The organism is Streptomyces sp. SDT5-1, assembly GCF_052245995.1.
In the GTDB taxonomy this organism is placed as follows: domain Bacteria; phylum Actinomycetota; class Actinomycetes; order Streptomycetales; family Streptomycetaceae; genus Streptomyces.
This window is the reverse complement of the sequence record NZ_CM125963.1, coordinates 7,280,342-7,302,786: the sequence shown is the minus strand read 5'-3', so window position 1 is coordinate 7,302,786 and position 22,445 is coordinate 7,280,342. Positions and strand designations below refer to the sequence as shown.

Here is a 22,445-nt window from a genome sequence, read left to right as displayed (position 1 = left end):
CTGCTCAGTCCAGCGGCTCGTGATTCACGAAGGCGACCTTGTACGGATACCGGCCCTGCCACCGGTGGATGATCCCCTCGACGCCGGGCGCCGCGAAGGCGGCCCCGAGCGCCTCGAGATCGGCCACGTCGAACCGGATCACCGCCGTGGCGATCAGCGCGGGGATGGCGTCCTCGCCGGGGACCGGGACGTGGCGCCGGGCGGTGGTCGCCAGGACGTGGCCCGAGTCGAGCATGACCTTTTCGATGTCCTGGAGGAATTGGTCGAGGTCGGCGTCCGGAATGGCGTCGACGAAGGATACGAGCATCGTGTGGTGAATCATGCGTCCATCGAAACAAGCCGCACACCGCCGCGTCCAAGACCCGCTCGGCCTCGATCGATAACCTGGAGGCATGGCTGAGCTGGAGACACGAGAGATCGAGTACGTCGTCGCGGTGGCCGAGGAACTGCATTTCGGCCGCGCCGCCGAACGCCTCGCCGTCGCGCAGCCGGCCCTCTCCAAGGCGATCCGCCGCGTCGAGCGCCGGCTCGGCGTGGACCTCTTCGTCCGCTCCAGCCGCCAGGTCTCGCCGACGCCTGCGGGCGAGGCGCTGCTGCGGTACGGGCGGTACGCGCTGGACGCGGTCGACGCGGCGGCGGAACGGGCCCGCCGGGCCGCGGGCGACGGGGCGGGGCTGCGGCTCGTACTCAAACCGGGCGGCGACGCCGATCTGCTGTCCGCGATGCTCGGCGCGTACGCCGAGGAGTCCGACGCGCGCCGGGTCGAGATCGTGTTCAGCGGGCCCACCGACCGCGCGGAGCAGCTGCGGGACGGCCGCGCGGACGTGGGCCTGCTGTACACGCCGTTCGACGACCTGGAAGGCCTGGCCCACGAGACACTGCGGGTCGAGGGCCGTGTCGCCCTCCTCGCTGCGCATCACCGGTTGGCCGGCCGCGAGGCGATCCGGCTCGCGGACCTGAAGGGCGAGCCGATGCCGCGTTGGCGCGGTGTGCCCGGGATCGAGGACGCGAGCGGCGGCGGCCCGGAGGTCAAGGACGTGTCCCAGCTGATCCCCTTGGTGGCGGTCGGCCGGGTCGTCGCCGTCCTGCCCCGCTCCCTCGTCCATCCCACCCCGCCGGGCGTGGTGTGCGTCCCCGTCACGGACGCACCCGAAAGCCGTCTGGTCCTCGCCTGGCCGGCCCAGACCGACCACCCCCTCGTACCGGCCTTCGTGGCGGCGGCGGTCAGGGCCGCCACGTCCGCCTGATGAGACGGAACTTGACCTGCGAGCACGTCGCACGGCACATTTCCCTAGTAATCCAGTAGGAATTATAGGTAACGCGAACAGTGAGGGAGGGGTCCGTGCAACCGCTCGTCTCCCGTCGGCACATCGACCTCTGCCGGCACAAGAGCGCCTGCTGTCGGGGCTGACACCGCCCCCCGCGCGCCCCTCCGCGGCGCACATCCAGCACACCCCCACCCGGCTCCGCTCACTGTGAGGTCCTCGCCCCGTCATGTCCGCACTCACCTTCCACTGGTTCCTGCCCACCACCGGCGACAGCCGCCACGTCGTCGGCGGCGGCCACGGTTCGCTGCCCGGCACCGCGAGTGGCGACCGTCCGGCGTCCGTGGAGTACCTGGGTCAGATCGCCCGCACCGCCGAACAGCTCGGTTTCGAGGGGGCGTTGACGCCCACCGGAGCCTGGTGCGAGGATGCGTGGCTGACCACGGCGATGCTGACGCAGGTCACCGAGCGGCTGAAGTTCCTCGTCGCCTTCCGGCCCGGCCAGATCTCACCCACGCTGTCCGCCCAGATGGCCGCCACGTACCAACGACAGTCCCACGGACGCCTGTTGCTGAACGTGGTGACCGGCGGCGAGAGCGCCGAGCAGCGCGCCTACGGCGACTTCCTCGACAAGGACCAGCGGTACGCGCGCACCGGCGAGTTCCTCGACATCGTGCGCCGCCTCTGGGACGGCCAGACCGTCGACCACCACGGCGAACACCTCCGCGTGGAGGGCGCCCGTCTGAACCGGCTGCCCGACCCGGTGCCGCAGGTCTACTTCGGTGGCTCGTCGCCCGCCGCACTGGACGTCGCCGCCCGTCACACGGACACGTACCTCACGTGGGGCGAGCCCCCGCAGGCCGTCGCCGAGAAGATCGCCGAGGTGCGCAGGCGCGCCGAACTCGTGGGCCGCACCGTCCGGTTCGGCATCCGGCTGCACGTCATCGCGCGTGACACCTCCGAGCAGGCGTGGGCGGAGGCCGAGCGGCTGCTCCAGGGCATGGATCCGGAGCGCATCGCCGCCGTCCAGCGCGGCCTCGCGACCTCCGAGTCCGAGGGCCAGAAGCGGATGCGCGCGCTGCACGCCAGCGGCACCAGCTCCGACCTGGAGATCTACCCCAACCTGTGGGCGGGCGTCGGCCTGGTGCGCGGCGGCGCGGGCACCGCGCTCGTCGGCAGCCACGCCGAGGTCGCCGACCGGATCGAGGAGTACCACCGGCTCGGCCTCGACGAGTTCGTCCTGTCGGGTGTGCCGCACCTGGAGGAGGCGTACTGGTTCGGCGAGGGCGTGCTGCCGCTGCTCGAGCGCCGCGGCCTGTGGCGCCACCCGGCCGCGCCGGCTCCGGTCGAGCCGGGCACCGTGGCGTTCGCGGGAGTGTGAGCGGACATGACCACAGGCACTACGGATGCCGGTGAGGCGGCATCCGCCTCCAGTCGCAAACTGCGCACGGTCGTCCTCTCCAGCCTCCTCGGCACCACCGTCGAGTGGTACGACTTCTTCCTCTACAGCACGGCGGCGAGCCTGGTCTTCGGGAAACTCTTCTTCCCGGAGACGAACGGCACCGTCGGCACCATGCTGGCCTTCGCCACGTTCGCGGTGGGCTTCGTCGCCCGTCCGCTGGGCGGTCTGCTCTTCGGGCACATCGGCGACCGCGTGGGCCGCAAGCGCACCCTCGCGTTCACCATGGGCCTGATGGGTGTGTCGACCGCGCTGATCGGGCTCCTTCCCACGTACGAGCAGGTGGGCGCGCTCGCCCCGATCCTGCTGCTCGTCCTGCGTGTCGCGCAGGGTGTGGCGCTCGGCGGCGAGTGGGCGGGCGCGGTGCTGCTGGCCGTGGAGCACGGGCCTGAGGGCCGCAAGGGGCGGTTCGGCAGCTATCCGCAGATCGGCCTGGCACTCGGACTCGCCCTGGGCACGGGCGTGTTCGCGCTTCTGAGCAACGTACTGAGCGACGCGGCGTTCCTCGGCTACGGGTGGCGGGTCGCGTTCCTGGCCAGCCTCGTCCTGGTGGCGGTCGGCCTGACCGTACGACTGAAGATCGACGAGACACCCGCCTTCCGCGCGGTGCTGGGAGCGAGCGAAGGACCCCGTTCCGTGCCGCTGGTGGAGGTGGTCCGCGACCGCGGGAGCCGCCGTCATCTGCTGCTCGGCATGGTGGCTCGCTGGGGCGAGGGCGTCGCCTTCAACACCTGGGGCGTGTTCGCGCTGACGTACGCGACCGGGACGCTCGAACTCCCGCGTACGGAGGTGCTGTTGACGGTGACCGGTGCCTCGCTGGTGATGGCGGTGCTGGTCCCGGTGTCGGGGCGGCTCGTGGACCGGTTCGGGGCGCGGTGCACGTACATGACGGGCATGGCCGCGTTCGGTGTGTCGGTGTTCCCCGCGTTCCTGCTGTTCCAGACCGGTGGTGTGCTGGGCTTCGCGGTGGCGCTCGTGCTCGCCCTGGGCATCGTGCACGCCTGCTTCTACGGGGCGCAGGGCACGCTGTTCGCCGCGCTGTTCCCGGTGGAGGTGCGCTACACGGGGATGTCGGCGGTCTACCAGGTCTCCGGCATCTTCGCGTCCGGCATCACACCCCTCCTGGTCACCGCCTTCCTCACCCTCGGCTCCGGCACACCGTGGCTGGCGTGCGGGTACCTCGTGCTGTCGGCGGTGGGCAGCGTCTGGGCGACGTCGCGCCTGCGCGAGGAGCAGCTGTACGTCCGCACCGGCCGGACCGCCGCGGACGGCACCGGCCCGGAAGCGTCCCGGGCCAAGACGCCCGTCGCGGCCTGACCTAGCGCGGGCGGACGGCGTAGGTCACGTGTGTCGCCCGCGCCGACGACGACTCGGAACCCACCTGCTCAAGGGCGACCTTGGACGCGTCCACACCTTCGAAGAGCCGGATGCCGGAGCCGAACAGCACCGGCGCCAGGGCGATGGTGAACTCGTCGACCAGGCCCGCGTTCAGGTACTCCAGGATGGTCTCGCCGCCGCCCGCGATCCGTACGTCACGGTCGCCTGCGGCGGCGCGGGCCTGTTCGAGCGCGGCCTCGATGCCGTCGTTGACGAAGTGGAACGTCGTCCCGCCCTGTCGCTCCCACGGGTCGCGCTTGGTGTGCGTCACGACGTACACGGGGGTGTGGAACGGCGGGTCCTCGGGCCACATCTGCTCACCGGCGTCGAACATGCGCTTGCCCATGACGCTCGCGCCCGTGCGCTCGAACGTCTCGCGCACGATGTCGTTCTCGCGCCCCTCCTCGCCGCCCCCGCCCAGCTTCAGGTTCTCCCGGAAGTACCGCTGCGGAAAAATCCACTGCTGGAGCTCCATCCACTGACGCCCCATCAACTCGCCGACGGACACGGGCGCGACGAATCCGTCGAGCGACATCGACACACTGAAGAACACCTTCCCGGCCATCAGCCCTCCGCCCCCTTCCGCACGAGCTCGGTGACATAGTCCGCGAGGTGGCCCAGGGTCTGCCGACCGCCCTCGACCGCGTGGTACTTCTCGACGGCCTCGTCGCGCAGCTCCTTGGTGGGGAACACGGTGCGCATCTCGATCCGGGTGGCCTCGCCGTCCGGCTCGAAGGTCAGCACGGACTCGAAGGCGTTCGGGTCGTCCCGCACCTCGCCGTGCAGCAGCGCGATCCGCTCCGGCGGAACGATGCGCTGCCAGCGGATCCACTCGGCGTAGTCCGTCCCGTCCGGCCCGTGCAGCACGAAGACCCACTCCCCGCCCTCGCGGAACTCGAAGGACGACGTGGTGGTCGTGAACCCCTCGGGCCCCCACCACCGCGACAGGTGCCGCACCTCGGTGAACGCCTCGAAGACCAGCTCCCGCGGGGCGTCGATCCCCCGCGCGACCACGATCTCCCGGTCCGCCACCTCATGCCCTGTTCCCACCATCGGTCAGCCCTCCTGCCGTGTCTGCTTCAGGTCCTGCACGTAGGCATCCAGCCGGTCGAAGCTCTCGCTCCAGAACCGCTCGAACCCGCCGACCCACTCGTGGACCGGCCGCAGCCCGCGGGCGTCCAGGCCGTAGAGACGCTGCTTCCCCGCCCCACGGACCCGCACAAGCCCCACTTCCCGGAGCACCCGCAGGTGCTTGGACGCCCCCGGCTGGCTCATCCCGAGCTCCTCGGCCAGATCGTTCACCGGCCGCTCCCCCGCCCGCAGCAACGCCAGAATCTCCCGGCGCTGCGGCTCGGCGATCGCATTGAAGACGTCGGAGGTGGTCGCTGCTCGTGCCATGCCACAGATCATATTCCCATAACGGCATACGTCAAGCGGGAGGAGCGGAACCGGCGGCCTCCGCGTCCAGCGCGGCGAGCGCCGCGCGGACGCGGAGTGCGTCCGTGCCCGTCGTGACGTCGAGGGCCGTGATCTCGGCGGCGCGGCGCAGGCGGTAGTCGACGGTGTTGGGGTGGACGCGCAGGGTGTGTGCGGTGCGGCGGCGGTCGAGGCCGCAGTGGAGGTAGGCGCGGACGGTGTCCAGGAGTTCGGGGCGGTCGGTCAACGGGCGTATCAGAGCGGCGAGTTCGTCGCGGGCCGGGCCCGGGCGCATCAGCTGGTATTCCAGGAGCACGTCCGGGAGTCGATGCAGTCCCGGCGGGCGGTCGGACGCCGTCGCCACCTGGCGCACCTCGCGGGCCAGGGTCACGGCGGCGGGGACGTCCTGCGGGGCGGCGGCCGTCGCGCCCGCCATGATGTCGGCTCCGGCGACCCGTTGCATGTGTGCCACGGCGGTGGCCAGGCGTGACCAGTCGCGGGTGGTGACATGGTCCGGGTCGGTACGGCACGGGATCAGGGCGAGGCCGCCGTCGCCGGAGAGGGCGGTGAGCGCGGTGCCGTCGACGTGCCGGTCCAGTTCGACCCGCAGGCGGCGCAGTTTGCGTTTGGCGGCGATGGCCGGGCTGACGCCGTCGAGCGCCTCGTCTGGGTGTGCGCCGACGGCGAGGTCGAGGACCAGGTAGCAGGGTGGTACGTCCAGACCCCAGCGGGCGGCCGTGGCGGGCACGTCGGCGCCCTCGACGAGCGCGGTCAGCACGGCCTGCCGCGCCGACTGCTCCTCCCCGAGCACCGCCTGCCGCTCGGCGAAGAAGCCGGAGACGACGGTGACCGTCATGCGTTCCAGGAACTGGAACACCAACTGGGTCGCGGTCCGCACCTGCTCCAGGTCGTCCGCCGTCGCGTGCGCGAGCATCTGGTGCAGGCACTCCTGCGCGCCCACGTGGTACGCCCGGACGACGGCCTCGACGGGGACGCCCTCCTCGGCCCGTTTGGCGGCGGACTGACGCAGCGCCAGGAGCCGGTTCTCGTCGGGCGCCCGGCCCGAGCGCAGCATGTCGACGAAGGAGCCGATGCCCTGCTCCACGACGCGCTGGATCTCGCCCCGCAGCTGCTCGCCGGGCATGGTGTCGTAGACGGGGACCTGGTCGACGAGGCGGTCGAGGACCCGGGCCGTGAGCGTGGGGAGGGCGTCGCGGAGGCGTTCGTGGAGCATGACGCCGTCGAAGGTGGGTGGTGGCTGGGGTGTGCCGCCGCGTACGGCCCGCTGGGTCATCGCCGTCCCTCACTGTTCGTCGTCGCCCGCGCTTCGTGATCGTCCACGCGTAGACGTAGCAGAAGGAGCACTCCCCCGACAGGGTGCCTCGGTGCCCGCCCGTTTGTGACGGCTCACAAACGGGGCCGTTCACGTTTGGACCTCAGCCGGGGTCGCCGAGGCGGTTGATGCCTCAAGCTGCGAATGAGGGCGCCGCGCCGGTGTGTGACGTGGCGCGCTCGCCGTCCGTCCGCCGCCAGTCCCCCACCCGGCTCTCCAGGAGGCCCGCATGTCAGTGACCGAGCAGCACACGCGCACGTTCCGCACGGCCCTGACCGTGGCTGCCGCCTGCGCCGCCACCGCGCTCACCCTCTCGGCGGCCTCCCCCGCCCAGGCCGACAGCCGCGCCGACGAGACACCGAAGCTGCGCGAGGGCGGAGTCCCCGAGGCCCTGTGGAACTACGTGAACTCCCCCGGCGCCGTCTCCGGAGCCAACGACTGGTCGTGCCGGCCGACCGCCGAGCACCCCGAACCGGTGGTCATGCTGCCGGGCACCTTCTTCAACCTCGGCGCCAACTTCGTCAAGGCGGCGCCTCGCCTGAAGAACGCCGGCTACTGCGTCTACGCCCTGAACTACGGCCAGACCCCGGCCTCCCTCGGCCGCGTCGGCGGACTCGGCCCGAACCGCGAATCGGCGGCTCAGCTCGACGCGTTCGTGGACAAGGTCCTGGCCTCCACCGGCGCCTCGAAGGTGGACATCGTCGGTCACTCGCTCGGCGGCAATGTCCCGATGTGGTGGATGAAGAAGATGGACGGCGCGAAGAAGGTCGACAACTACGTGGGCTGGGCGCCGAGTTCGCACGGCACGGACCTCAACGGGATCGTCGGCCTCGGCACGAAACTCAACCTCATGGGCTTCGTGACCCACCTGTCGAACGTGGCGGGCTTCCCCGGTGTCATCGAGCAGACGAACACGTCGGACTACACCCGCGAGCTGTGGGCCGACGGAGACACCGTGCCCTCCGGGCCGCGCTACACGGTCGTGATGACGAAGTACGACACGGTGGTCACGCCGTACGCCACGCAGGCGCTCAAGGGCGACAAGGTCGACAACGTGCTCCTCCAGGACGTCTGCCCGAACGACCGCGCGGGCCACATGGGCCTCTTCAACGACGACCCGACCCTCCAGATCACCATGAACGCACTGGCCGACGGCCCTACGGACTTCAAGCCGGAGTGCCGCGACTTCGGCCTTCAGCTGCTGTGACCGAGCGCGCCCGCGAGCTGCACGCCGCAGTGCACCTGGTATCTGGCCCGTCGGCCGGTGGGCACCGGCCGACGCTCACCGGGACGCCCTGCGCGCAGACCAGCGAGTTCCGGGCTGCGGTGGACCGGGTCAGGTCGGATCTGGCGGCTGACCCGGCATGCTGTCGTGTGGCCGGTTGGTGTGCACTCCGTCGGGGCTCCCCTCCCCTTCGGAGACTCGAGCGGGCCGTGTGCAGTACGCGTCAGCAGGTGCGGTCAGAGGTTCAGGTCCAGGCACTCACTACGGTTGCCGGATGAGCGACTTCACTCCCCCGGCCGTTGTGGGTGCACCGCACGGCGACTTGCTGCCTGTCCTGCGTGCCGACAGCGATGCCGTCGGCTACTTCGCCGGGATCGCGGACCTCGACGCGACCGATCCTGCGTCGCACGAACTCGAGGACGGCGTGGAGCTCACCTCCGGGGCGCCCCTGGAGCAGTTCGCGCGCGCCGGCTCCGGCGACGCGTTCTGCTTCGTCGGCGAAGGCGGGGAGGAGCGCCCCGTGGTCTACGTGAGTCTCGACGGGGAGGCCGGGCTCGTGGCCCTGGGGTTACCGGAGTTGGTGACGTTGTGCCTGGTGGCCCCATGGTGGCAGGAAGGGGCCGAGTTGACGGGCGAGGAGCTTCGGGCTGTCGCCGATGAGTACCGGCAGAGTGTTCCCGATTTCGATCTGCGGCGTGAACGCGCGATGCGAGCGCTCGGTCTCGAAGCGGCTGACCTTCCGTCTGAAGCGGAGGCTCTGGCCCGGCTGGTGGAGGTCTCCCGGGGGCCGGTGGCGGAGGGCTTCGTCGTCACCGGCGCCGACGGCGACCCGCTCGCCGCGCTGGTCGCCGCACCAGCTGACCGGATCTGACCGTTGTCACGTCGCATGGAGTACGGCGCGGCGGCGGGCTCCGGGGCCAGGACCTCATCGTGTCGAGCGTGGCGGAGTACGCCGTCACCTCCCCGGCTGCGATCGGCGGTCGCCTCGTGGGGAAGGGGTCAGCAAGTTGGTGTGCGGCCTGCGGCTCCGACGTTGTGCACGGCGGGCTGCCAGCGGTGCTTCGTGCTGTTCCAGAACAGCACGGTTCCCGTCCAGATGAGAGGCAGTGGGTCAGCCGCCGCGCTACGGAGCTCACCGCTGATGCGGCGCAGGTTGTCGTTGGTATGGGAGACGAGGTTGGCCTTCTGCTGGTCGAAGCCCATTTCGAGGGCCACCGCGGGGTTGTGACGGGTCTTGTCCTTGCGGAGGTAGCAGGCTGTCGCGCCCGCGTGGCCACTGTTGTTGGGGCGGGCGGCGGACCCGCTCCTCCCCCAGCCTTCGTGTGCTCGCACTGCTTTGGTCAGCGCGCTGACGGGCTTTCCGCGCCGCTGGTTGAGGGTGAACCAGTTGACCTTCTTGCCGCGGTGGTCCGGGTCAGGATGCTTGGTCGCCGAGCTCTTGAACAGGTTCGGGTTGAACAGCCCCGTCATCTTCACGGTGACGTTGTTGTGGACGACGAACCAGAAGCCGTGGAAGGGGCCGTTGGGGTCGTTCACGTCTGCCAGGTTGTACGCCTTGCCCTCGAGGGTGCCGAGCCCGTCGGTGGGCGGGCACAGGAGTAGGGGTCGGGTGTCACGTCGGCAGCGCGACGCTGTGAGCGCGAACCGGAACTCCCCCTTGGGCAGGGCGAAGTCCTCCGCGGGGGTGCGTGGGTCGGCTGAGGAGCCTTCGGGTACCAGATCGACGGTGGTGGGCTTCCACTGGCCGGCTGTCCGCGGACTGACGGACACGTGAGCGCTCTGCTGCGCGGTGCGCCCTCGGACATCGCTGACCGTCAGCCGTACGGAGAGGTCGCACAACACCACAATGTCCAGCGTCGGGCTGGAGGAGGTCACCGACGGGTTCGCCAGGCTGAGGTTGCTGGGGCAGTCACCCTCGGGTGCGAAGTCCCACGTGTAGGTATCGATCTGCCTCGGCCCGGTGGAGGCAGAGGCGTCGAGGAATGCGTGGCCCGCGCGTAACACGGGGGCGACCGGGGCGATCCTGGCCGTCAGACCGTTGACGACCTGGTGGGTGCGCTGCTCGTACCAGCCGCCGGGGACGTTGAAGCAGTCGGGATCCGACGACGGGGCGATGGTCGGAGTGTCGGTCTCCGTGTAGGTGCCTACTGCCGGATACGTGTGCCAGACCAGCTGTTGCGCGCCCGGGAGCAGAGTGACCTGAGTGGGCGCGGAACCGTCACCCCAGTCGACGGACCAGGTGACTGTGCACCGCAGGCCGCCGTTGTTGATCGTCGTGAGCCCGTGCCCCGAGGGCTCTCCCAGCTCGACGCAGTCCGTCCCAGGGCTGCAGGTGTCCGCTGCCGGTGCCGGGGCCGCCACCGCGGGTGTTTGCTCCACCAGCGACAGAGGGACCAGCAGGGCGAGAGCTGTGACCACAGCCATCGTCACGCGTGTCACCACCGTGCGGGCGCGTCCGGTCTTCAACATGTGACGCCCCCATCATCTGCCGCCTTGAGGTGGTGTGGCCACTCTGCCCAGCCCCCGGCGCAGGTTCCATTCGCCACTGGGCGTAATTCGCGCTGGCCGTGTACCAGGAACATTGCGCATGCCGCAGGGGCGTCGACGAGTGACGCGATCCCCCTGGGCGCGTACTCCGAACGGCCCGCCCAGGTCCGGCCCTTGCATTTCGGTCGTTCGGCGGGGAGTGGACAGGCAAAGGCCGCAGGGTGCGTTTACTGTACGCCTGACGCATTCTCTGCGAGCGATGCACTACCTGCGACGGCGGGCGCACAGGCGCGTTCCAGCGGCCGAGGGGAGCATCACGGGGGAGAACGCTCCTTTTGGCACGCAGCGAAACATTAGGGAGAACAATGCGCAAGATCGGTCTTGCATTCGCTACCGGCATCGCCGGTATCGCCGTCTTCATGGGGTCCGGATCGGCTCAGGCACTTGAGTTCAACAACGATCCCTGCCTGGATCTGTCACGGATGCGGGTCTGTGACAAGCACAAGCTCTACCGGTTCGTCCGAATGCAGGGCCCCACACAGAATCCGTGCGGCATGCCGTGGGCGGCCGTGGTGGTGCGCTCCTGTTGAGCCGCGCCTCCGTCCTCTCGGGGCCAGGGCTGGTCGCTCACTGTCGAGTACCAAGGATCTGGCCGAGTCGTCGCAGCCGGACGTGAGGAAAGCGTCGACGGCCGGGGCGGCGGCGAGCCTGGCCGTCCATGTCCAAGGCGCGTGCCATGGGGGTCCGCCCTGATCTGCGGACGGTCCTCAGTGCGGCCGAGTGCAGAGGAAGCAGCCGTCCCAGAGCGGGAGTGCGCTCAGAACGCGGTGGCGCACGCACGAGGCCATCGCGGCCTCGTCGGGGCCGGGGAAGTCGCGTGCGGTGCTGCTGTCGGTCGGCGGGGTGAAGGCGTCCACCATGGCCGTGAACCGGTGCAGGTATTCATGGACGCGGGGCGGGTGGTAGCCCAGTTCGCTCCATCGATGTCCGCTCGCCGCCAGTGCTGTGGCGCGCTTGATGAAGCCCTTCGCGTGGGCGCGTTCCTCTTCCGTGGCCCCCCAGTCGAACTCCGCCAGGTCGAACCCCACGGCGCCGCGCCCCATGACGTTCTGATCCTGCAGGGTCAGCAGCGTTGCGAAGCGGAAGTCCCAGTCCTGGGACGCGAGGTCGGACACGGCGAGCATCAGTACGTCGATGAAGACGGCGGTGGCGCCATTGGACAGGTCCAGGTGGTGGCTGCCGCCGGAGAAGATGTTGCTCACCGACCCATGATGCGGTCCGGGCCCCGTGCCTGCTGTCTGTTGCGGGCAAGTGTTCGGCGGGCAGATCGGCGGGGTTCTACCGGTGGTTGGCAGGACGATGTGCCAGAAGCCGTACTGCGCAGGGCGAAGCGGGGCAGCTCCTGCGCCCGGGGCGGGAGGCCGGCGGCCTGGTCAAGGCGCGGTCTGCCCGTATCCGGCACTGGCATGCTGAGCACGTGACTGGTGACATTCATCAAGACCCTGAGGAGCGCCGCGCCCACCTGGTCCGGGTCTTCACGGCTCTGGGCGCAGCGGATCCTCAGGCCTGGGCGGACTCCGAAATCAGTGAGGACATTCCGCAGCTGGCCCGTTTCCTGTTCCTGCGCGGTGTCCGGCAGGCGGTGGCGCGTTGGGAGCAGCCCGGCGCCGTGGAGCAGCTGCTCGCCGACCCGCGAAGCCCCGACGCACTGGCGCAGTTCGAGGCTGCGGGCATCGAGCCACGGACGTTGGCGCTCTTCGCCAGTCGCGTCGCCCATGCCACCGCCTTCGACTTGGCGTATCGGCTGGCAGACTCCGACTTTGTCGACCACGACCCGGAGGATCCCGACGGATTCCCGCCCATGGAGCTTCGCGCCGAACTTCCTGGCTGGTGCCTGGTGGAGTCCACACCGACCGGTGAACACACGGACCGCCACGTCGACGGCCTGCACGAGGACATCGGCGGGCTCTGGGAGGAGTTCACCGCGGAGTTCGAACCGCGGCGGGGTGACTAGGAGTACGGAACACCCACGCTCTCGGTCGGGGCTCATCACCATCGCCGCCCGCAGAGCACCTTGCGCGTCCGCGGCGTCCCACGATCCGGGCGGAGTCAATGCCCGCCGCAGTACACCGCCCGCCTGACTCGTCCCACCAGGCAACGCAATTTTCGCCGGCCTCTCCCCCTGACGCCTGGAATCGCACGGCACGACACGATCAGCGTACGACCCGCCCCCGTGGAGACCCCCGGCGCAACGTCGACGCACCACCAATGATTCCATTGGTTGCGCAACCTCTAAAGCGTTGGGCAAGGAGTGTCGGATGCTCTCGGACGTGGGACCGCTGGAGCTGGTCACGATCGCCGTGCTCGGCGTGCTCCTGTTCGGGCCGGACAAGCTGCCGGAGTTCCTGCAGAACGTGGCCCGAACCGTACGGAAGATCCGTGAGTTCTCCGACAGCGCCCAGCAGGAGATCCGGTCCGATCTGGGCCCGGAGTTCCAGGACTTCGACGTGCGGGACCTGCACCCGAAGACGTTCGTGCGCAAGCACGTGCTGAGCGGCGACAGCGACATCGGCCGTGAGATCGGCGAGCTCCGGGAGGCGCTCGACCTCCGCCAGGAGCAGACCGGAACCGACGACACCGCCACCGTCGGCCTGGCGAAGCGCGGCCACTCCGCCTACGACCCCGATGCCACCTGACCCGAGTCATGCCCGTAACACCAGAGTTCAGGGAACGTGTCATGCCGAAGCCACCACCTGCCACCACCGGCCGCAAGGAACTCGCCGTCCTCGAAGGCGGCCCCGCCGACGGCCTGCGCCTACGCGTCACCGATCGCCCCGCCGTGGTCCAGGTGACCCAGCCGTGCGAGGTGGACGATTCGCCCCAACCACCCGGCCTCCTGCGGGCCGAGGCCCTGTACGTCTACCGGCGCGACCTGCACGTACAGGAGGAACCGCTGCGGTACGGGTTCGACCGGGCGAGCCCGTAAAGGTGTGTGTGTCGGGGCCGCACGTCTGGCTACCCTGGATCACCAACAACATCGGTTCCCAGGGGGAGAGTTCATGGATCCCGAGATCGTCGCGCTCGCGGGCACGGCAGGCACGACGCTGATCGGCCTGCTGACGACCGAGGCCTGGCAGCGGGCCAGGGACGGCGTCGCCGCGTTGTGGCGTCGGGCCGAACCCGCTCGCGCGGACGCGATATCCGCCGAGCTGGAGATCACCAGGGCAGATCTGCTGGCCGCGCAGAGCGACGGCGACACCGACTCCCCCACCGAACTGGGCGCGGAATGGCAGGGCCGGATCCGGCGGCTGCTCGTGGCACACCCCGAAGAGGCCCAGGCCCTGCGCGCGCTCGTCGACGAGCTGCGGCCGCTCGTGCCCGACGTCACCTCGGTCACCGTCACCCAGCACGCCACGGCCTCCGGACACGCCCGTGTCTACCAGGCCGGCCGCGACCAGCACATCGACGGCCGATGAGCGGGCCCAACGAAGCACGTGCCGTCGGCCACGGCCGCGTGTACCAGGCCTCCGGCGACCAGCACATCGTCGAACACCATCATCACGCCCCGGAGTGGTCGGGCCCCGACTCGGTGCGTCACCCGTCCGTCGGCCGGGCCCCCGTCACACTCCGCGACCGCGTGGGCGAGATGGACCGGCTGCGCGCCGCGGTCGAGCCGGGCGTCGGCAACGGCGTCTACGTCCTGCACGGCCTCGGGGGCTGTGGCAAGACCGCCGTGGCGTACACCCTGTTCCGCCATGCCACTGAGAACGTCGGCCGCGTCGGGCTCTGGGTCAACGCGTCCGACCCGGCCTCCCTGCGCTCCGGCATGCTGGCCGTCGCCGCCGACCGCGGCGCGACCGACGCCGAACTCACCGGCGCTCGCGGCGGTCTTCGCCCTGCCGCCGACCTCGTCTGGCACTATCTCCACCGTTCCAGCGAGCCCTGGCTGCTCGTTCTCGACAACGCCGATACGCCGGCGATCCTGCGCGCCGGAGGGTGGCTGCGCACAAGTCCCGCCGGCACGGTCGTGGTCACCACCCGCCAGGCCGCGACCCACTGGTGGCCAGGGGCCGAGCTGCTTCAGTTCGGCGTGCTGCCACGCCAGGACGCCGCCCTCGTCCTCCAGGACATCGCGCCTCATGCCGGCACCCTCGACGATGCCGCGAAGGTCGCCGATCGGCTCGGACACCTCCCCTTGGCGCTCACCCTCGCCGGCGGGTTCCTCGCCCACCAGGTCATCGACCCCTGGAGCCTCGCGGACTACCGTCAGCGGCTCGACGGCGGCGGGGACGAGGACGGGGCGACCGGGCTGCTGGATTCCGTCGATGAAAGCCACTTCGACCCCAGGCATCTGCTCAACCGCACCTGGCAGTTGTCCCTCGACGCCCTCACCGCTCAGGGACTCCCCGAGGCCACACCTCTGTTGCGTCTGCTCGCGTGCTGGGCCGGCGACCCGCTCCCTCTCAAGCTCCTCGCACACGCCGAACTCGGCCCCGAACTGCAGAGATCCCGTGTCGAGTCCGCCCTGCGCGGTCTCCTCGACCACTCCCTCGCCGAACTCGTTCCCGGGCAGGTGCGCTGCCTGCGCGTCCACGGAATCCTGCTGGACAGCGTCGCTCACGTGACCCCCGACGATCAGCGGGAGCAACTCGCCACGACGGCCGCCCGGGTGCTTCACGGCTTACTCCCGGAGGTACCCGAACGCGGAGCGCAGGACCCCGCGATGCTCCTGCTCGCTCCACACGTCATTGCGCTGCTCCAGCGGGCGACCAGATGGGGCGTCAGCTCCGCCACGATCGAGAGCGCGGCCGACTGCGCCCACCGGTTGGTCGTCGCCGTGCACCGGTCGGGCGACTACGCCTCGGCCCTCACGCTGGCGACCGACGCCGTCACCCTCGCCACCGCGTCCCTGCCCGGCGACAACGTCCACGTTCTCCGGCTCCGCCTGCGCGTGGGCCGCGCCCTCTTCCGCCTCGGTCGCTTCGAGGAGTCCGAAGCCCTGTACCAGCAGGTTCTCGCGACCTGTGAGGAGAGTCTGGGGCCCGATGCTCCCGAAACGCTGGAAGCGTGTTTGAAGATCGGGAGCCCGCTCGCCAACCTCGGCCGGATCCAGGAAGCGATCCCTTTTAGGCGCCGGGTCGTACAGGTGCGGGAGACGACGTTGGGGAGGAAACACCCGCTCACCCTGATGGCACGCTCCGCCTTCATGGAGATCGCGGCGAACCGTGGTCTCGCCGGCCTTCCCGAGCAGGCCGATCTCATCGCCACGGGACCCGAGCTGCTCGCGGACTTCTACCAGGCCGCCGGTGACCTGCATCCACTGACGCTCACGGCCGAACTCAACTACGCCGCAGCCCTCAGCTGCGCCGGCCGGTACGCCGAGGCCCTGCCCCACGCGTTCACGGCGCTGGCCGGGTACGAGCGGGTCTTCGACTCGGACTACCCCTTGGTCCTGAACACGCGCCAGGCGCTCTGCCGGATCCTGGCAGCCCTCGGGCGGCATTCCGAAGCGGTCGAGCAGGGCGAGGTCCTGGTGGCCGGCCGCCTCCGGGTGCTCGGCCCGGCCCACCCCTGGACACGTACCGCCCAGGAACTCCTCGCCGAGTGCCGGGACGCGAACACCGCGAACTCGACGGAGTGACCGAGGTGCCGCCGGGGCACGCACCCGGGGGTACCCGCGCGCCGTAGCGCCGCCCCGCCCTCCCCATGGTCAGCTGGGAGCAGGACAGGCGTCGTCGACACCCGAGGGAGTTGTTGCCGTCATGAGCGACGCGGACGCGTTCGTCGATCGGCTGGATCCGGAGCTGTGCGTCGTCACTGCCGAAGGCGGCGGGGAACGGGCGGGGTGTCTGGTCGGGTTCGCCTCGCAGTGTTCGATCCGGCCGGTCCGGTACGTCGTGTGGCTCTCCAAGGTCAACCGGACGTACGAGGTGGCCAGGGGCGCCAGCCATCTCGCCGTGCACCTGCTGGGCCGCGATCAGTACGGCCTGGCCCGGCTGTTCGGCGGGGAGACCGGGCACGAGACGGACAAGTTCGCGGCGGTCGACTGGCGTCGCGGGCCGCACGGGACCGTGGTGCTCGGGGCGGCGCGGGCCTGGCTGGTGGGGCGGGTGGTGAGTCACCTCGACGGGGGCGATCACGTGGGGTTCGTCCTCGCCCCGGAGGTCGCGGGCGAGGACGAAGGGACCGAACGGCAGGTGTTCAGGCTTTCCGATGCCGAAGGCATCGACCCGGGGCACCCGGTTGATTGACGTGGCTCAGGCCGGCGTCGGGCCCTCGCTCTGCGGGCACAGCACCGTCATGCCCGAGCGGCGTGCGGGGTCGTCGGTGAACACCAGCTCCGCCGCCTCCTCCATGCCGACCGTGCGTGTCACCAGATCCGCAGGGCGCAGCACCCCGCGCTCGACGAGGTCGAGCAGTTCGGGGTAGTCGGTCGCCGCCATGCCGTGGCTGCCGAGCACGTCGAGTTCCCAGGCCAGTACGCGGTCCATCGGGATCGCAGGGGGCGGGCCCGCCAGGAGCCCGATCTGCACATGGCGTCCGCGTCGGCGCAGCGAACGGACGGCCGTGGCGATGACCCGTTCCGCGCCCACCGCGTCCACGGAGACATGGGCTCCGCCGTCGGTGAGGTCCGCGATCCGGGAGGGTGTGTCGTCCGAGGCCTTCAGGACGTGCTCGGCGCCCGCCTTCGCCGCGAGTGCCAGCGCTTCGTCTGAGCGGTCGACCGCGATGGGCCGCGCCCCCAGCGCCGCGGCGATCATGATGGCGCTGAGGCCGACTCCGCCGGCCCCGAAGACGGCCACCCACTCCCCGGCCCGCACCTGCCCGCGCGCGGACACCGCACGGTACGCCGTGGCGAACCGGCAGCCCAGGCCGGCGGCCGCGGCGTCCGAGACCGTCGCGGGCACCGCCACCAGGTTCAGGTCGGCCGCGCGCACGGCGACCAGTTCGGCGTGCGAACCGAGATGGGTGAAGCCGGGCTGCGTCTGGTCGGGGCACACCTGCGCGTTCCCGTTCCGACACCACTCGCAGCTCCCGCACCCGTTGACGAACGGCGCGGTCACCCGGTCGCCGACCGACCAGTTCCGCACCTTCGCGCCGACGGCCTCGACGCGGCCCACGAACTCGTGCCCGGGGATCTGCGGCAGGCCCACCGTGTCGTCGTGCCCCGCCCACGCGTGCCAGTCGCTGCGGCAAAGGCCGGACGCGGCGACGCGGATCACGGCGCCGTCCTCCGGAACCTCCGGGTCGGGTACCGTCTCGACGGCGACAGGGCCGCCGAAGCGGTGGTAGCGCAGCGCCTTCATTTCTTCTTCTTCCTCCTCCGACGGACCGTCCCCGTCCGTCGCACGCTATCCGTCGCCGCCGACGGCGACCCACCCGGCTCACCCCGCGTCGGACGGTGTCTCCGTGGGTGGCGAGGAAACGGACGGTGACGTCGGGGTCGGAACCGCCGGGCTGGGGACCGCCGTGCGGGACGGGTTCGGCACCGACGGGCTCGGACTCGGGTGGCGGTCCGGCGCGGGCGACGAGGACGGCGAAGGGGCCGCCGGAGGCACGGGGGCGCGGTGCGAGGGCGGGTCAGGGGCCAGCGTGACGTAGCCGATCGCAAGCGCCGCGGCCGTCGCGAGCCCGGCCGCCGGGAGGGCGTAGCGCCGCGGGATCGCGCGGAGGCGGGGCAGGCGGGGCAGGTGCGGGCCCGGCGGTCGGGCCGGGCGCAGGGATCGTACGGTGACGGTGTCCGCGCGTGCGGCGAGTGCCTCGCGCAACCGGTCTTCCGTCGAGCGCACAGGGGGTGTCATATCCGGCCCTCCAGGCTCTTCTCCAGTGCGTCGAGCGCGCGGCTGGCGTTCGACTTCACCGCGCCCTTGCTGATGCCGAGGGTGGCGGCTATCTCGGCCTCGCTGAGGTCGGCCCAGTAGCGCAGGACGAGGACCTCGCGGCGGCGCGGCGTGAGGCGGGACAGGGCGGCGAGGACCTCACGGTGCGCCTCGTCGAGGACGACCGAGTCCTCGGCGGACGGTGCCTCGCCCGCAGGTGGCGGGGTCCACGCGCGGGCCGTGCGGCGCCGACGCAGCACGGAACGGGCCGTGTTGACGACCGCGGTGCGCAGGTAGCCGAGCGCGTTGTCGACCTCCGAGATGTGTTCGCCGTGGCGGCGGTAGAGCGCGGTGAAGGCGTCCTGCACCACGTCCTCGGCCGTGGCCTGGTCGTCGACGAGCAGCACCGCGAGACGCACCATGCGGAGCCGGTGTGCGTGGTACAGCTCGCCGATGGTGGGTGGGGGCTGGTCGGGGCCCGGCGGGTGTGCGTATGCGTACGAGGGCGCATTGCCGGACGGCCCGGAGGTGTCCTCGAACACCGAAGGCGCGGCGACCGTGGCACGGTCACGGCGCAGCAGCCCACGCAGCACCTCCCGCCACGCGGAACGCGGGCGTCCGCGCGGGAGCGTGAACGGCCTTGAGAGCGGGGCGAGTTCGTCGACTGCGTGGGCGTGCACGGGCTTCCTCGGGTGTGCCGGGCTTTCCTCGGACGGAGCGGGTACGTCAGCGGTGCGAGCGGCGGCGTACGGCGAAGAGGGTGCCCGCGCCCGCCGCGACGAGCACGGCGGCCCCGGCGCCCAGGACGGTGGTGGTCGTGTCCGAGGACCCAGTATGGGCGAGCTCGTCGTCGGCGGGGGCCGGCTCTGCCGACGGCGGGGCGCTCTCGGCCGGGGCCGGGACGCTGGTGGCGGGCGCCGTGGGCACCGCGCTCGGCGTCGCCGTGGTGGGCGCGGGCGAAGGCGTGGCCGTGGCGGGGGCCGCCGAAGGTGTCGCCGTCGGCTGCGGCGTGGCCTGAGCGACGGGAATCGCGGACAGGCCGGCCAACAGGCCCGCCGCCACGACGGCACTGCGTACAGGAACAAGGTGCTTCACGTTCGTACTCCACGGTCGGGGTGAAGGAAGCCGGGCGGCACCCTTCACCCCCACACGACGCGCGGACCCGCGTCAGGTTGCCGCGCCCGTACGAGAATTTTCGGACAGCGAGAATTCTCGGGTAGCGAGAATTTTCCGGGTAGACGGAAGAAGAACGACTACGACGGACACCACGGAGGCGTCATGCCCGGCATTCTCGACCGGATCAAGCGGTTCAGCCGCAGCCCGCAGGGCAGGCGGGCGATCGCGACGGCGCGCAGGACCGCGTCGGATCCCCGCAGGCAGGCGCAGGCGCGGGCGTGGCTCGCACGGCTGCGCCGGAAGTAGGCCCCGGCCTCGTCCACCGGCCCTCGGGGTACGCCTCAAGGTCCCGGCATGCCATGATCCTACTGAGCAGTAGCCATCGCATGCCGTCCGTTGGAGGAGCCCGTGGCCCGCGTCTTCACCGTGAGCGACAGCGTGACCGTCGCCGTGTCGCCCGAGGCGGCCTACGACGCCGTCAGCCGCCCCGCCGACATGGGGCGTTGGAGCCCGGAGAACCTCGGTACGACGGCCGGGTCCCCCGCCGGCCCCGCCGCCGTCGGCACCACGTTCGTCGGCCGCAACAAGCGCGGGGCGTTCCGCTGGTCGACCCGGTGCACGGTCACGGCGGCCGAGCCGGGCCGCCGCTTCGCGTTCCGCGTCCACGCGATCGGGGTCAAGCGGCCGTTCCTGCGCGGGCCCATCGCCACCTGGGAGTACGCGTTCGAGCCGGTCGGCGACGGCACCCGGGTGACCGAGACGTGGACCGACGACCGGCGCGCCTGGCCGACGTTCGTGGCGAACGCCTTCGACCGGGTCGCGACCTCGGGGAAGACGTTCGCCACGTTCCAGAAGCGCAACATCGAGCTGACGCTGCGGAACCTCAAGCGCGAACTCGAACGCTGAGGCGGAGGGCTGCCGGTCAGCCCACCAGATCCGGGGAGCGCAGCATCTCCGGCGGAATGCCCCACGCGTCGACGAGGTCGACCGCGATCGGCCTGATCCTCCGGCAGAGGTTGTTGATCTCGCGGCTGATCGTCTTGGATCGCTGAACGGTCAGCCGGCCGTGCTCCATGAACCACGCCCGGTCGGCCTCGATCGTGGACAGGGCGAACAGGTCGCACAGCATCCTCAGCGCAACCTTGTTCCCGTCGCCCGCCCCGCCGTCACGCGCCCCGCCGTCGGCGTCCGGCAGCGACCGCACCTTCTCGACGAACGCCTCGAGCACCAGCCGCTCCACATGCGCACGCGCCACAGCGATCACATGGTCCTGGACGTGCGAGAAGACGGCACCCGGATCGCGCCCCTCGTCCACCCCGCGCTTGAGCCGCCGGGCGAGGGAGGCCAGCATGTGCTCCTCGCGGAAGCGGACCATGGCGAGCTGGTAGTCCGGGTCGAGCAGCCCCGCTTCCTGGTCCCACTCGTCGCCGCCGGGCAGCAGATCGCGTACGCGCTCGAAGAGCTTGTGCACCGATGTCTTCTCGATGACCGCCTCGACCGCCTGTCCGGTCACGAACCGGACCATGCCGAGCTGGTCGAGGTCCTCGAACTCGTGGGCGTAGTTGGTGAGAAGCCCCTTCGCGACGAGTTGCAGCAGGACGTGGTTGTCACCCTCGAACGTCGTGAAGACGTCGCTGTCGGCCTTGAGCGCGGCGAACCGATTGACGGACAGATAGCCCGCGCCGCCGCACGCCTCGCGGCACTCCTGGATGGTCCGCGTCGCGTGCCAGGTGCCGAGCGCCTTCGTACCGGCCGCCCGTGACTCCAGTTCCCGCCGGGCCTGTTCGTCGTCGCCCCGACCCCCCGGCCGGTTCCCGGAGAAGACTTCGTGCAGCTGACCTCGCACCACGTCCTGGGCGAAGTGCAGGGCGTACGTGCGGGCGAGCAGCGGCAGCAGGCGCCGCTGGTGCATCCCGTAGTCGAGCAGCAGCTGTTCCCCGCCGGCGTCCGACGCCGCCTCGAACTGCCGTCGGCGCACGGCGTACTTGGTGGCGACGGCCAGGGCGACCTTGGCCGCGTTGATCGCGCCGCCGCCGACGCTGACACGGCCCTGGACCAGGGTTCCGAGCATGGTGAAGAAGCGGCGGCCGGGGTTCTCGATGGGGCTCTGGTACACACCCTCGGGTGTCACGTCGGCGAAGCGGTTGAGGAGTGCCTCGCGCGGCACCCGCACACCGTCGAACCAGAGGCGGCCGTTGTCGACGCCGTTGAGCCCCATCTTCCGCCCGGCGTCCTCGATCCGTACGCCGGGTGCCGGGGCCCCGTCGACACGGATCGGCACGACGAACGCGTGCACGCCCTCCCGCTCGCCGTCCACCTCCAACTGGGCGAAGACGACGGCCAGTTCGGCGTGCCGGGCGGCGTTGCCGATGTAGTCCTTGCGCGCGGCGTCGCCGTGCGTGGTGATCACGAACTCCTGGGTCCCGGTGTCGTACGTCGCGACCGTGCCGAGCGCCTGGACGTTGGAGCCGTGTCCGGTCTCGGTCATCGCGAAGCAGCCCATCAGCTTCCCGGTGATGAGGTCCGGCAGGTGGGCACGGTGGTGGCGCTCGGTGCCGAGGTGCAGGATCGCGCCGCCGAAGAGGCCGAACTGCACACCCACCTTCACGAGCAGCGACAGGTCCCCGTAAGCGAGTGTCTCGAAGGCGGCGATCGACGCGCCGATGTCACCACCGCCGCCGTACTCCTTCGGGAACCCCATGCCCGTCTGCCCGGTCGCCGCGAGGTCGACGGCGAGCTCGCGCACCCGCTCACGGAACGCGTCGACGCCGAGTTCCTCGGCCTCTTCGAGGACGGAGGCGTGCGCCGCCAGATTCGTCCGCACCAGGTCGCGGATCTCGGCGTACTCGCCGTCGAGGAGCGCGGTGAGGGCCGGGACGTCGATGGCGGGCGGCGCGGCCTGCTGGTCCGCCGGGGTGCGGGAGTCGTCGCTGATCATGGGCCTCTG

General features: G+C 70.9%; 26 protein-coding genes. 15 read left to right on the top strand and 11 right to left on the bottom strand.

All coding sequences use genetic code 11. The features are described 5' to 3' along the window. Positions 1–4: 4 nt before the first annotated feature. The gene (locus tag ACTWJ8_RS33560) at positions 5–322 is read right to left on the bottom strand and encodes a hypothetical protein (RefSeq protein ID WP_443261305.1); all 318 of its coding nucleotides are present in this window, start codon (positions 320–322) and stop codon (positions 5–7) included. Between the two features lie 70 nt (positions 323–392). Here ACTWJ8_RS33560 and ACTWJ8_RS33555 point away from each other — a divergent pair, with 70 nt between their 5' ends. From ACTWJ8_RS33555 to ACTWJ8_RS33545, 3 genes are all read left to right on the top strand, one after another. After that, entirely contained in the window at positions 393–1,247 is an 855-nt protein-coding gene (locus tag ACTWJ8_RS33555) for a LysR family transcriptional regulator (protein WP_443261304.1), read from the top strand. Between the two features lie 247 nt (positions 1,248–1,494). After that, positions 1,495–2,646, top strand: coding sequence for an LLM class flavin-dependent oxidoreductase (locus ACTWJ8_RS33550; protein ID WP_443261303.1), 1,152 nt, complete (start codon positions 1,495–1,497; stop codon positions 2,644–2,646). 6 nt (positions 2,647–2,652) lie between these two features. Beyond that, the gene (locus tag ACTWJ8_RS33545; RefSeq protein ID WP_443261302.1) at positions 2,653–4,041 is read left to right on the top strand and encodes an MFS transporter; all 1,389 of its coding nucleotides are present in this window, start codon (positions 2,653–2,655) and stop codon (positions 4,039–4,041) included. Position 4,042: 1 nt separating this feature from the next. Here the strand turns inward: ACTWJ8_RS33545 and ACTWJ8_RS33540 are convergent, their stop codons facing one another. From ACTWJ8_RS33540 to ACTWJ8_RS33525, 4 genes are read right to left on the bottom strand one after another with little or no spacing between them, the layout of a single operon-like run. After that, positions 4,043–4,666, bottom strand: coding sequence for a dihydrofolate reductase family protein (locus tag ACTWJ8_RS33540; protein ID WP_356373494.1), 624 nt, complete (start codon positions 4,664–4,666; stop codon positions 4,043–4,045). After that, positions 4,666–5,154 (bottom strand): SRPBCC family protein, encoded by a 489-nt coding sequence (locus ACTWJ8_RS33535; RefSeq protein ID WP_356373495.1) that lies wholly within the window; start codon positions 5,152–5,154, stop codon positions 4,666–4,668. The genes ACTWJ8_RS33540 and ACTWJ8_RS33535 overlap by 1 nt, the downstream gene beginning before the upstream one ends. 3 nt (positions 5,155–5,157) lie before the next feature. Next, on the bottom strand, positions 5,158–5,499 hold the full coding sequence (locus tag ACTWJ8_RS33530; RefSeq protein ID WP_356373496.1) for an ArsR/SmtB family transcription factor: 342 nt from the start codon (positions 5,497–5,499) through the stop codon (positions 5,158–5,160). Between the two features lie 31 nt (positions 5,500–5,530). After that, positions 5,531–6,811 carry a PucR family transcriptional regulator gene (locus tag ACTWJ8_RS33525; protein WP_443261301.1) on the bottom strand — a complete coding sequence of 427 codons (1,281 nt, stop codon included), beginning with the start codon at positions 6,809–6,811 and terminating at the stop codon, positions 5,531–5,533. Between the two features lie 268 nt (positions 6,812–7,079). Here ACTWJ8_RS33525 and ACTWJ8_RS33520 point away from each other — a divergent pair, with 268 nt between their 5' ends. Together ACTWJ8_RS33520 and ACTWJ8_RS33515 are read left to right on the top strand one after the other, a co-directional pair. After that, positions 7,080–8,057 carry an esterase/lipase family protein gene (locus ACTWJ8_RS33520; protein ID WP_443261300.1) on the top strand — a complete coding sequence of 326 codons (978 nt, stop codon included), beginning with the start codon at positions 7,080–7,082 and terminating at the stop codon, positions 8,055–8,057. Between the two features lie 292 nt (positions 8,058–8,349). Further along, on the top strand, positions 8,350–8,946 hold the full coding sequence (locus ACTWJ8_RS33515; RefSeq protein ID WP_443261298.1) for a hypothetical protein: 597 nt from the start codon (positions 8,350–8,352) through the stop codon (positions 8,944–8,946). A gap of 128 nt (positions 8,947–9,074) precedes the next feature. Here the strand turns inward: ACTWJ8_RS33515 and ACTWJ8_RS33510 are convergent, their stop codons facing one another. After that, a complete protein-coding gene (locus ACTWJ8_RS33510; protein ID WP_443261297.1) occupies positions 9,075–10,544 on the bottom strand; it encodes a hypothetical protein in 1,470 nt (489 codons plus the stop codon). A 383-nt stretch (positions 10,545–10,927) separates the two neighbouring features. Here ACTWJ8_RS33510 and ACTWJ8_RS33505 point away from each other — a divergent pair, with 383 nt between their 5' ends. Next, the gene (locus tag ACTWJ8_RS33505) at positions 10,928–11,152 is read left to right on the top strand and encodes a hypothetical protein (protein WP_443261296.1); all 225 of its coding nucleotides are present in this window, start codon (positions 10,928–10,930) and stop codon (positions 11,150–11,152) included. A 177-nt stretch (positions 11,153–11,329) separates the two neighbouring features. Here ACTWJ8_RS33505 and ACTWJ8_RS33500 read toward each other — a convergent pair whose 3' ends face one another. Then, the gene (locus ACTWJ8_RS33500) at positions 11,330–11,824 is read right to left on the bottom strand and encodes a hypothetical protein (RefSeq protein ID WP_443261295.1); all 495 of its coding nucleotides are present in this window, start codon (positions 11,822–11,824) and stop codon (positions 11,330–11,332) included. A gap of 215 nt (positions 11,825–12,039) precedes the next feature. Between ACTWJ8_RS33500 and ACTWJ8_RS33495 the strand changes: the two genes are divergently transcribed. The 6 genes from ACTWJ8_RS33495 (at position 12,040) to ACTWJ8_RS33470 (ending at position 16,813) form a co-directional block, all read left to right on the top strand. Beyond that, positions 12,040–12,576: a hypothetical protein gene (locus ACTWJ8_RS33495; protein ID WP_356373503.1), complete on the top strand. Its 537-nt coding sequence runs from the start codon at positions 12,040–12,042 to the stop codon at positions 12,574–12,576. Between the two features lie 304 nt (positions 12,577–12,880). After that, positions 12,881–13,258, top strand: a complete 378-nt coding sequence (locus tag ACTWJ8_RS33490; RefSeq protein ID WP_443261294.1) for a sec-independent translocase — start codon at positions 12,881–12,883, stop codon at positions 13,256–13,258. Positions 13,259–13,299: 41 nt separating this feature from the next. Next, positions 13,300–13,548 carry a hypothetical protein gene (locus ACTWJ8_RS33485; protein ID WP_356373505.1) on the top strand — a complete coding sequence of 83 codons (249 nt, stop codon included), beginning with the start codon at positions 13,300–13,302 and terminating at the stop codon, positions 13,546–13,548. Between the two features lie 73 nt (positions 13,549–13,621). After that, positions 13,622–14,038, top strand: a complete 417-nt coding sequence (locus ACTWJ8_RS33480; RefSeq protein WP_356373506.1) for a hypothetical protein — start codon at positions 13,622–13,624, stop codon at positions 14,036–14,038. Next, positions 14,035–16,203, top strand: a complete 2,169-nt coding sequence (locus ACTWJ8_RS33475) for a tetratricopeptide repeat protein (RefSeq protein WP_443261292.1) — start codon at positions 14,035–14,037, stop codon at positions 16,201–16,203. Before ACTWJ8_RS33480 ends, ACTWJ8_RS33475 begins: the two co-directional genes overlap by 4 nt. Before the next feature lie 121 nt (positions 16,204–16,324). Beyond that, positions 16,325–16,813 carry a flavin reductase family protein gene (locus ACTWJ8_RS33470; RefSeq protein WP_443261291.1) on the top strand — a complete coding sequence of 163 codons (489 nt, stop codon included), beginning with the start codon at positions 16,325–16,327 and terminating at the stop codon, positions 16,811–16,813. Positions 16,814–16,819: 6 nt separating this feature from the next. On the opposite strand, the gene ACTWJ8_RS33465 is transcribed toward ACTWJ8_RS33470, so the two are convergent. Continuing rightward, positions 16,820–17,869 (bottom strand): zinc-binding dehydrogenase, encoded by a 1,050-nt coding sequence (locus ACTWJ8_RS33465; protein WP_443261290.1) that lies wholly within the window; start codon positions 17,867–17,869, stop codon positions 16,820–16,822. A gap of 103 nt (positions 17,870–17,972) precedes the next feature. Between ACTWJ8_RS33465 and ACTWJ8_RS33460 the strand changes: the two genes are divergently transcribed. Beyond that, on the top strand, positions 17,973–18,164 hold the full coding sequence (locus tag ACTWJ8_RS33460; protein ID WP_443261289.1) for a hypothetical protein: 192 nt from the start codon (positions 17,973–17,975) through the stop codon (positions 18,162–18,164). A gap of 196 nt (positions 18,165–18,360) precedes the next feature. On the opposite strand, the gene ACTWJ8_RS33455 is transcribed toward ACTWJ8_RS33460, so the two are convergent. Then, positions 18,361–19,062 (bottom strand): RNA polymerase sigma factor, encoded by a 702-nt coding sequence (locus tag ACTWJ8_RS33455; RefSeq protein ID WP_443261288.1) that lies wholly within the window; start codon positions 19,060–19,062, stop codon positions 18,361–18,363. Positions 19,063–19,108: 46 nt separating this feature from the next. Next, positions 19,109–19,477: an LAETG motif-containing sortase-dependent surface protein gene (locus tag ACTWJ8_RS33450; protein WP_443261287.1), complete on the bottom strand. Its 369-nt coding sequence runs from the start codon at positions 19,475–19,477 to the stop codon at positions 19,109–19,111. A gap of 183 nt (positions 19,478–19,660) precedes the next feature. Between ACTWJ8_RS33450 and ACTWJ8_RS33445 the strand changes: the two genes are divergently transcribed. Beyond that, entirely contained in the window at positions 19,661–19,804 is a 144-nt protein-coding gene (locus tag ACTWJ8_RS33445) for a hypothetical protein (RefSeq protein ID WP_443261286.1), read from the top strand. 102 nt (positions 19,805–19,906) lie between these two features. Then, a complete protein-coding gene (locus ACTWJ8_RS33440) occupies positions 19,907–20,404 on the top strand; it encodes an SRPBCC family protein (RefSeq protein WP_443261285.1) in 498 nt (165 codons plus the stop codon). A gap of 16 nt (positions 20,405–20,420) precedes the next feature. Here the strand turns inward: ACTWJ8_RS33440 and ACTWJ8_RS33435 are convergent, their stop codons facing one another. After that, positions 20,421–22,436: an acyl-CoA dehydrogenase family protein gene (locus tag ACTWJ8_RS33435; RefSeq protein ID WP_443261284.1), complete on the bottom strand. Its 2,016-nt coding sequence runs from the start codon at positions 22,434–22,436 to the stop codon at positions 20,421–20,423. Positions 22,437–22,445: the final 9 nt, after the last annotated feature.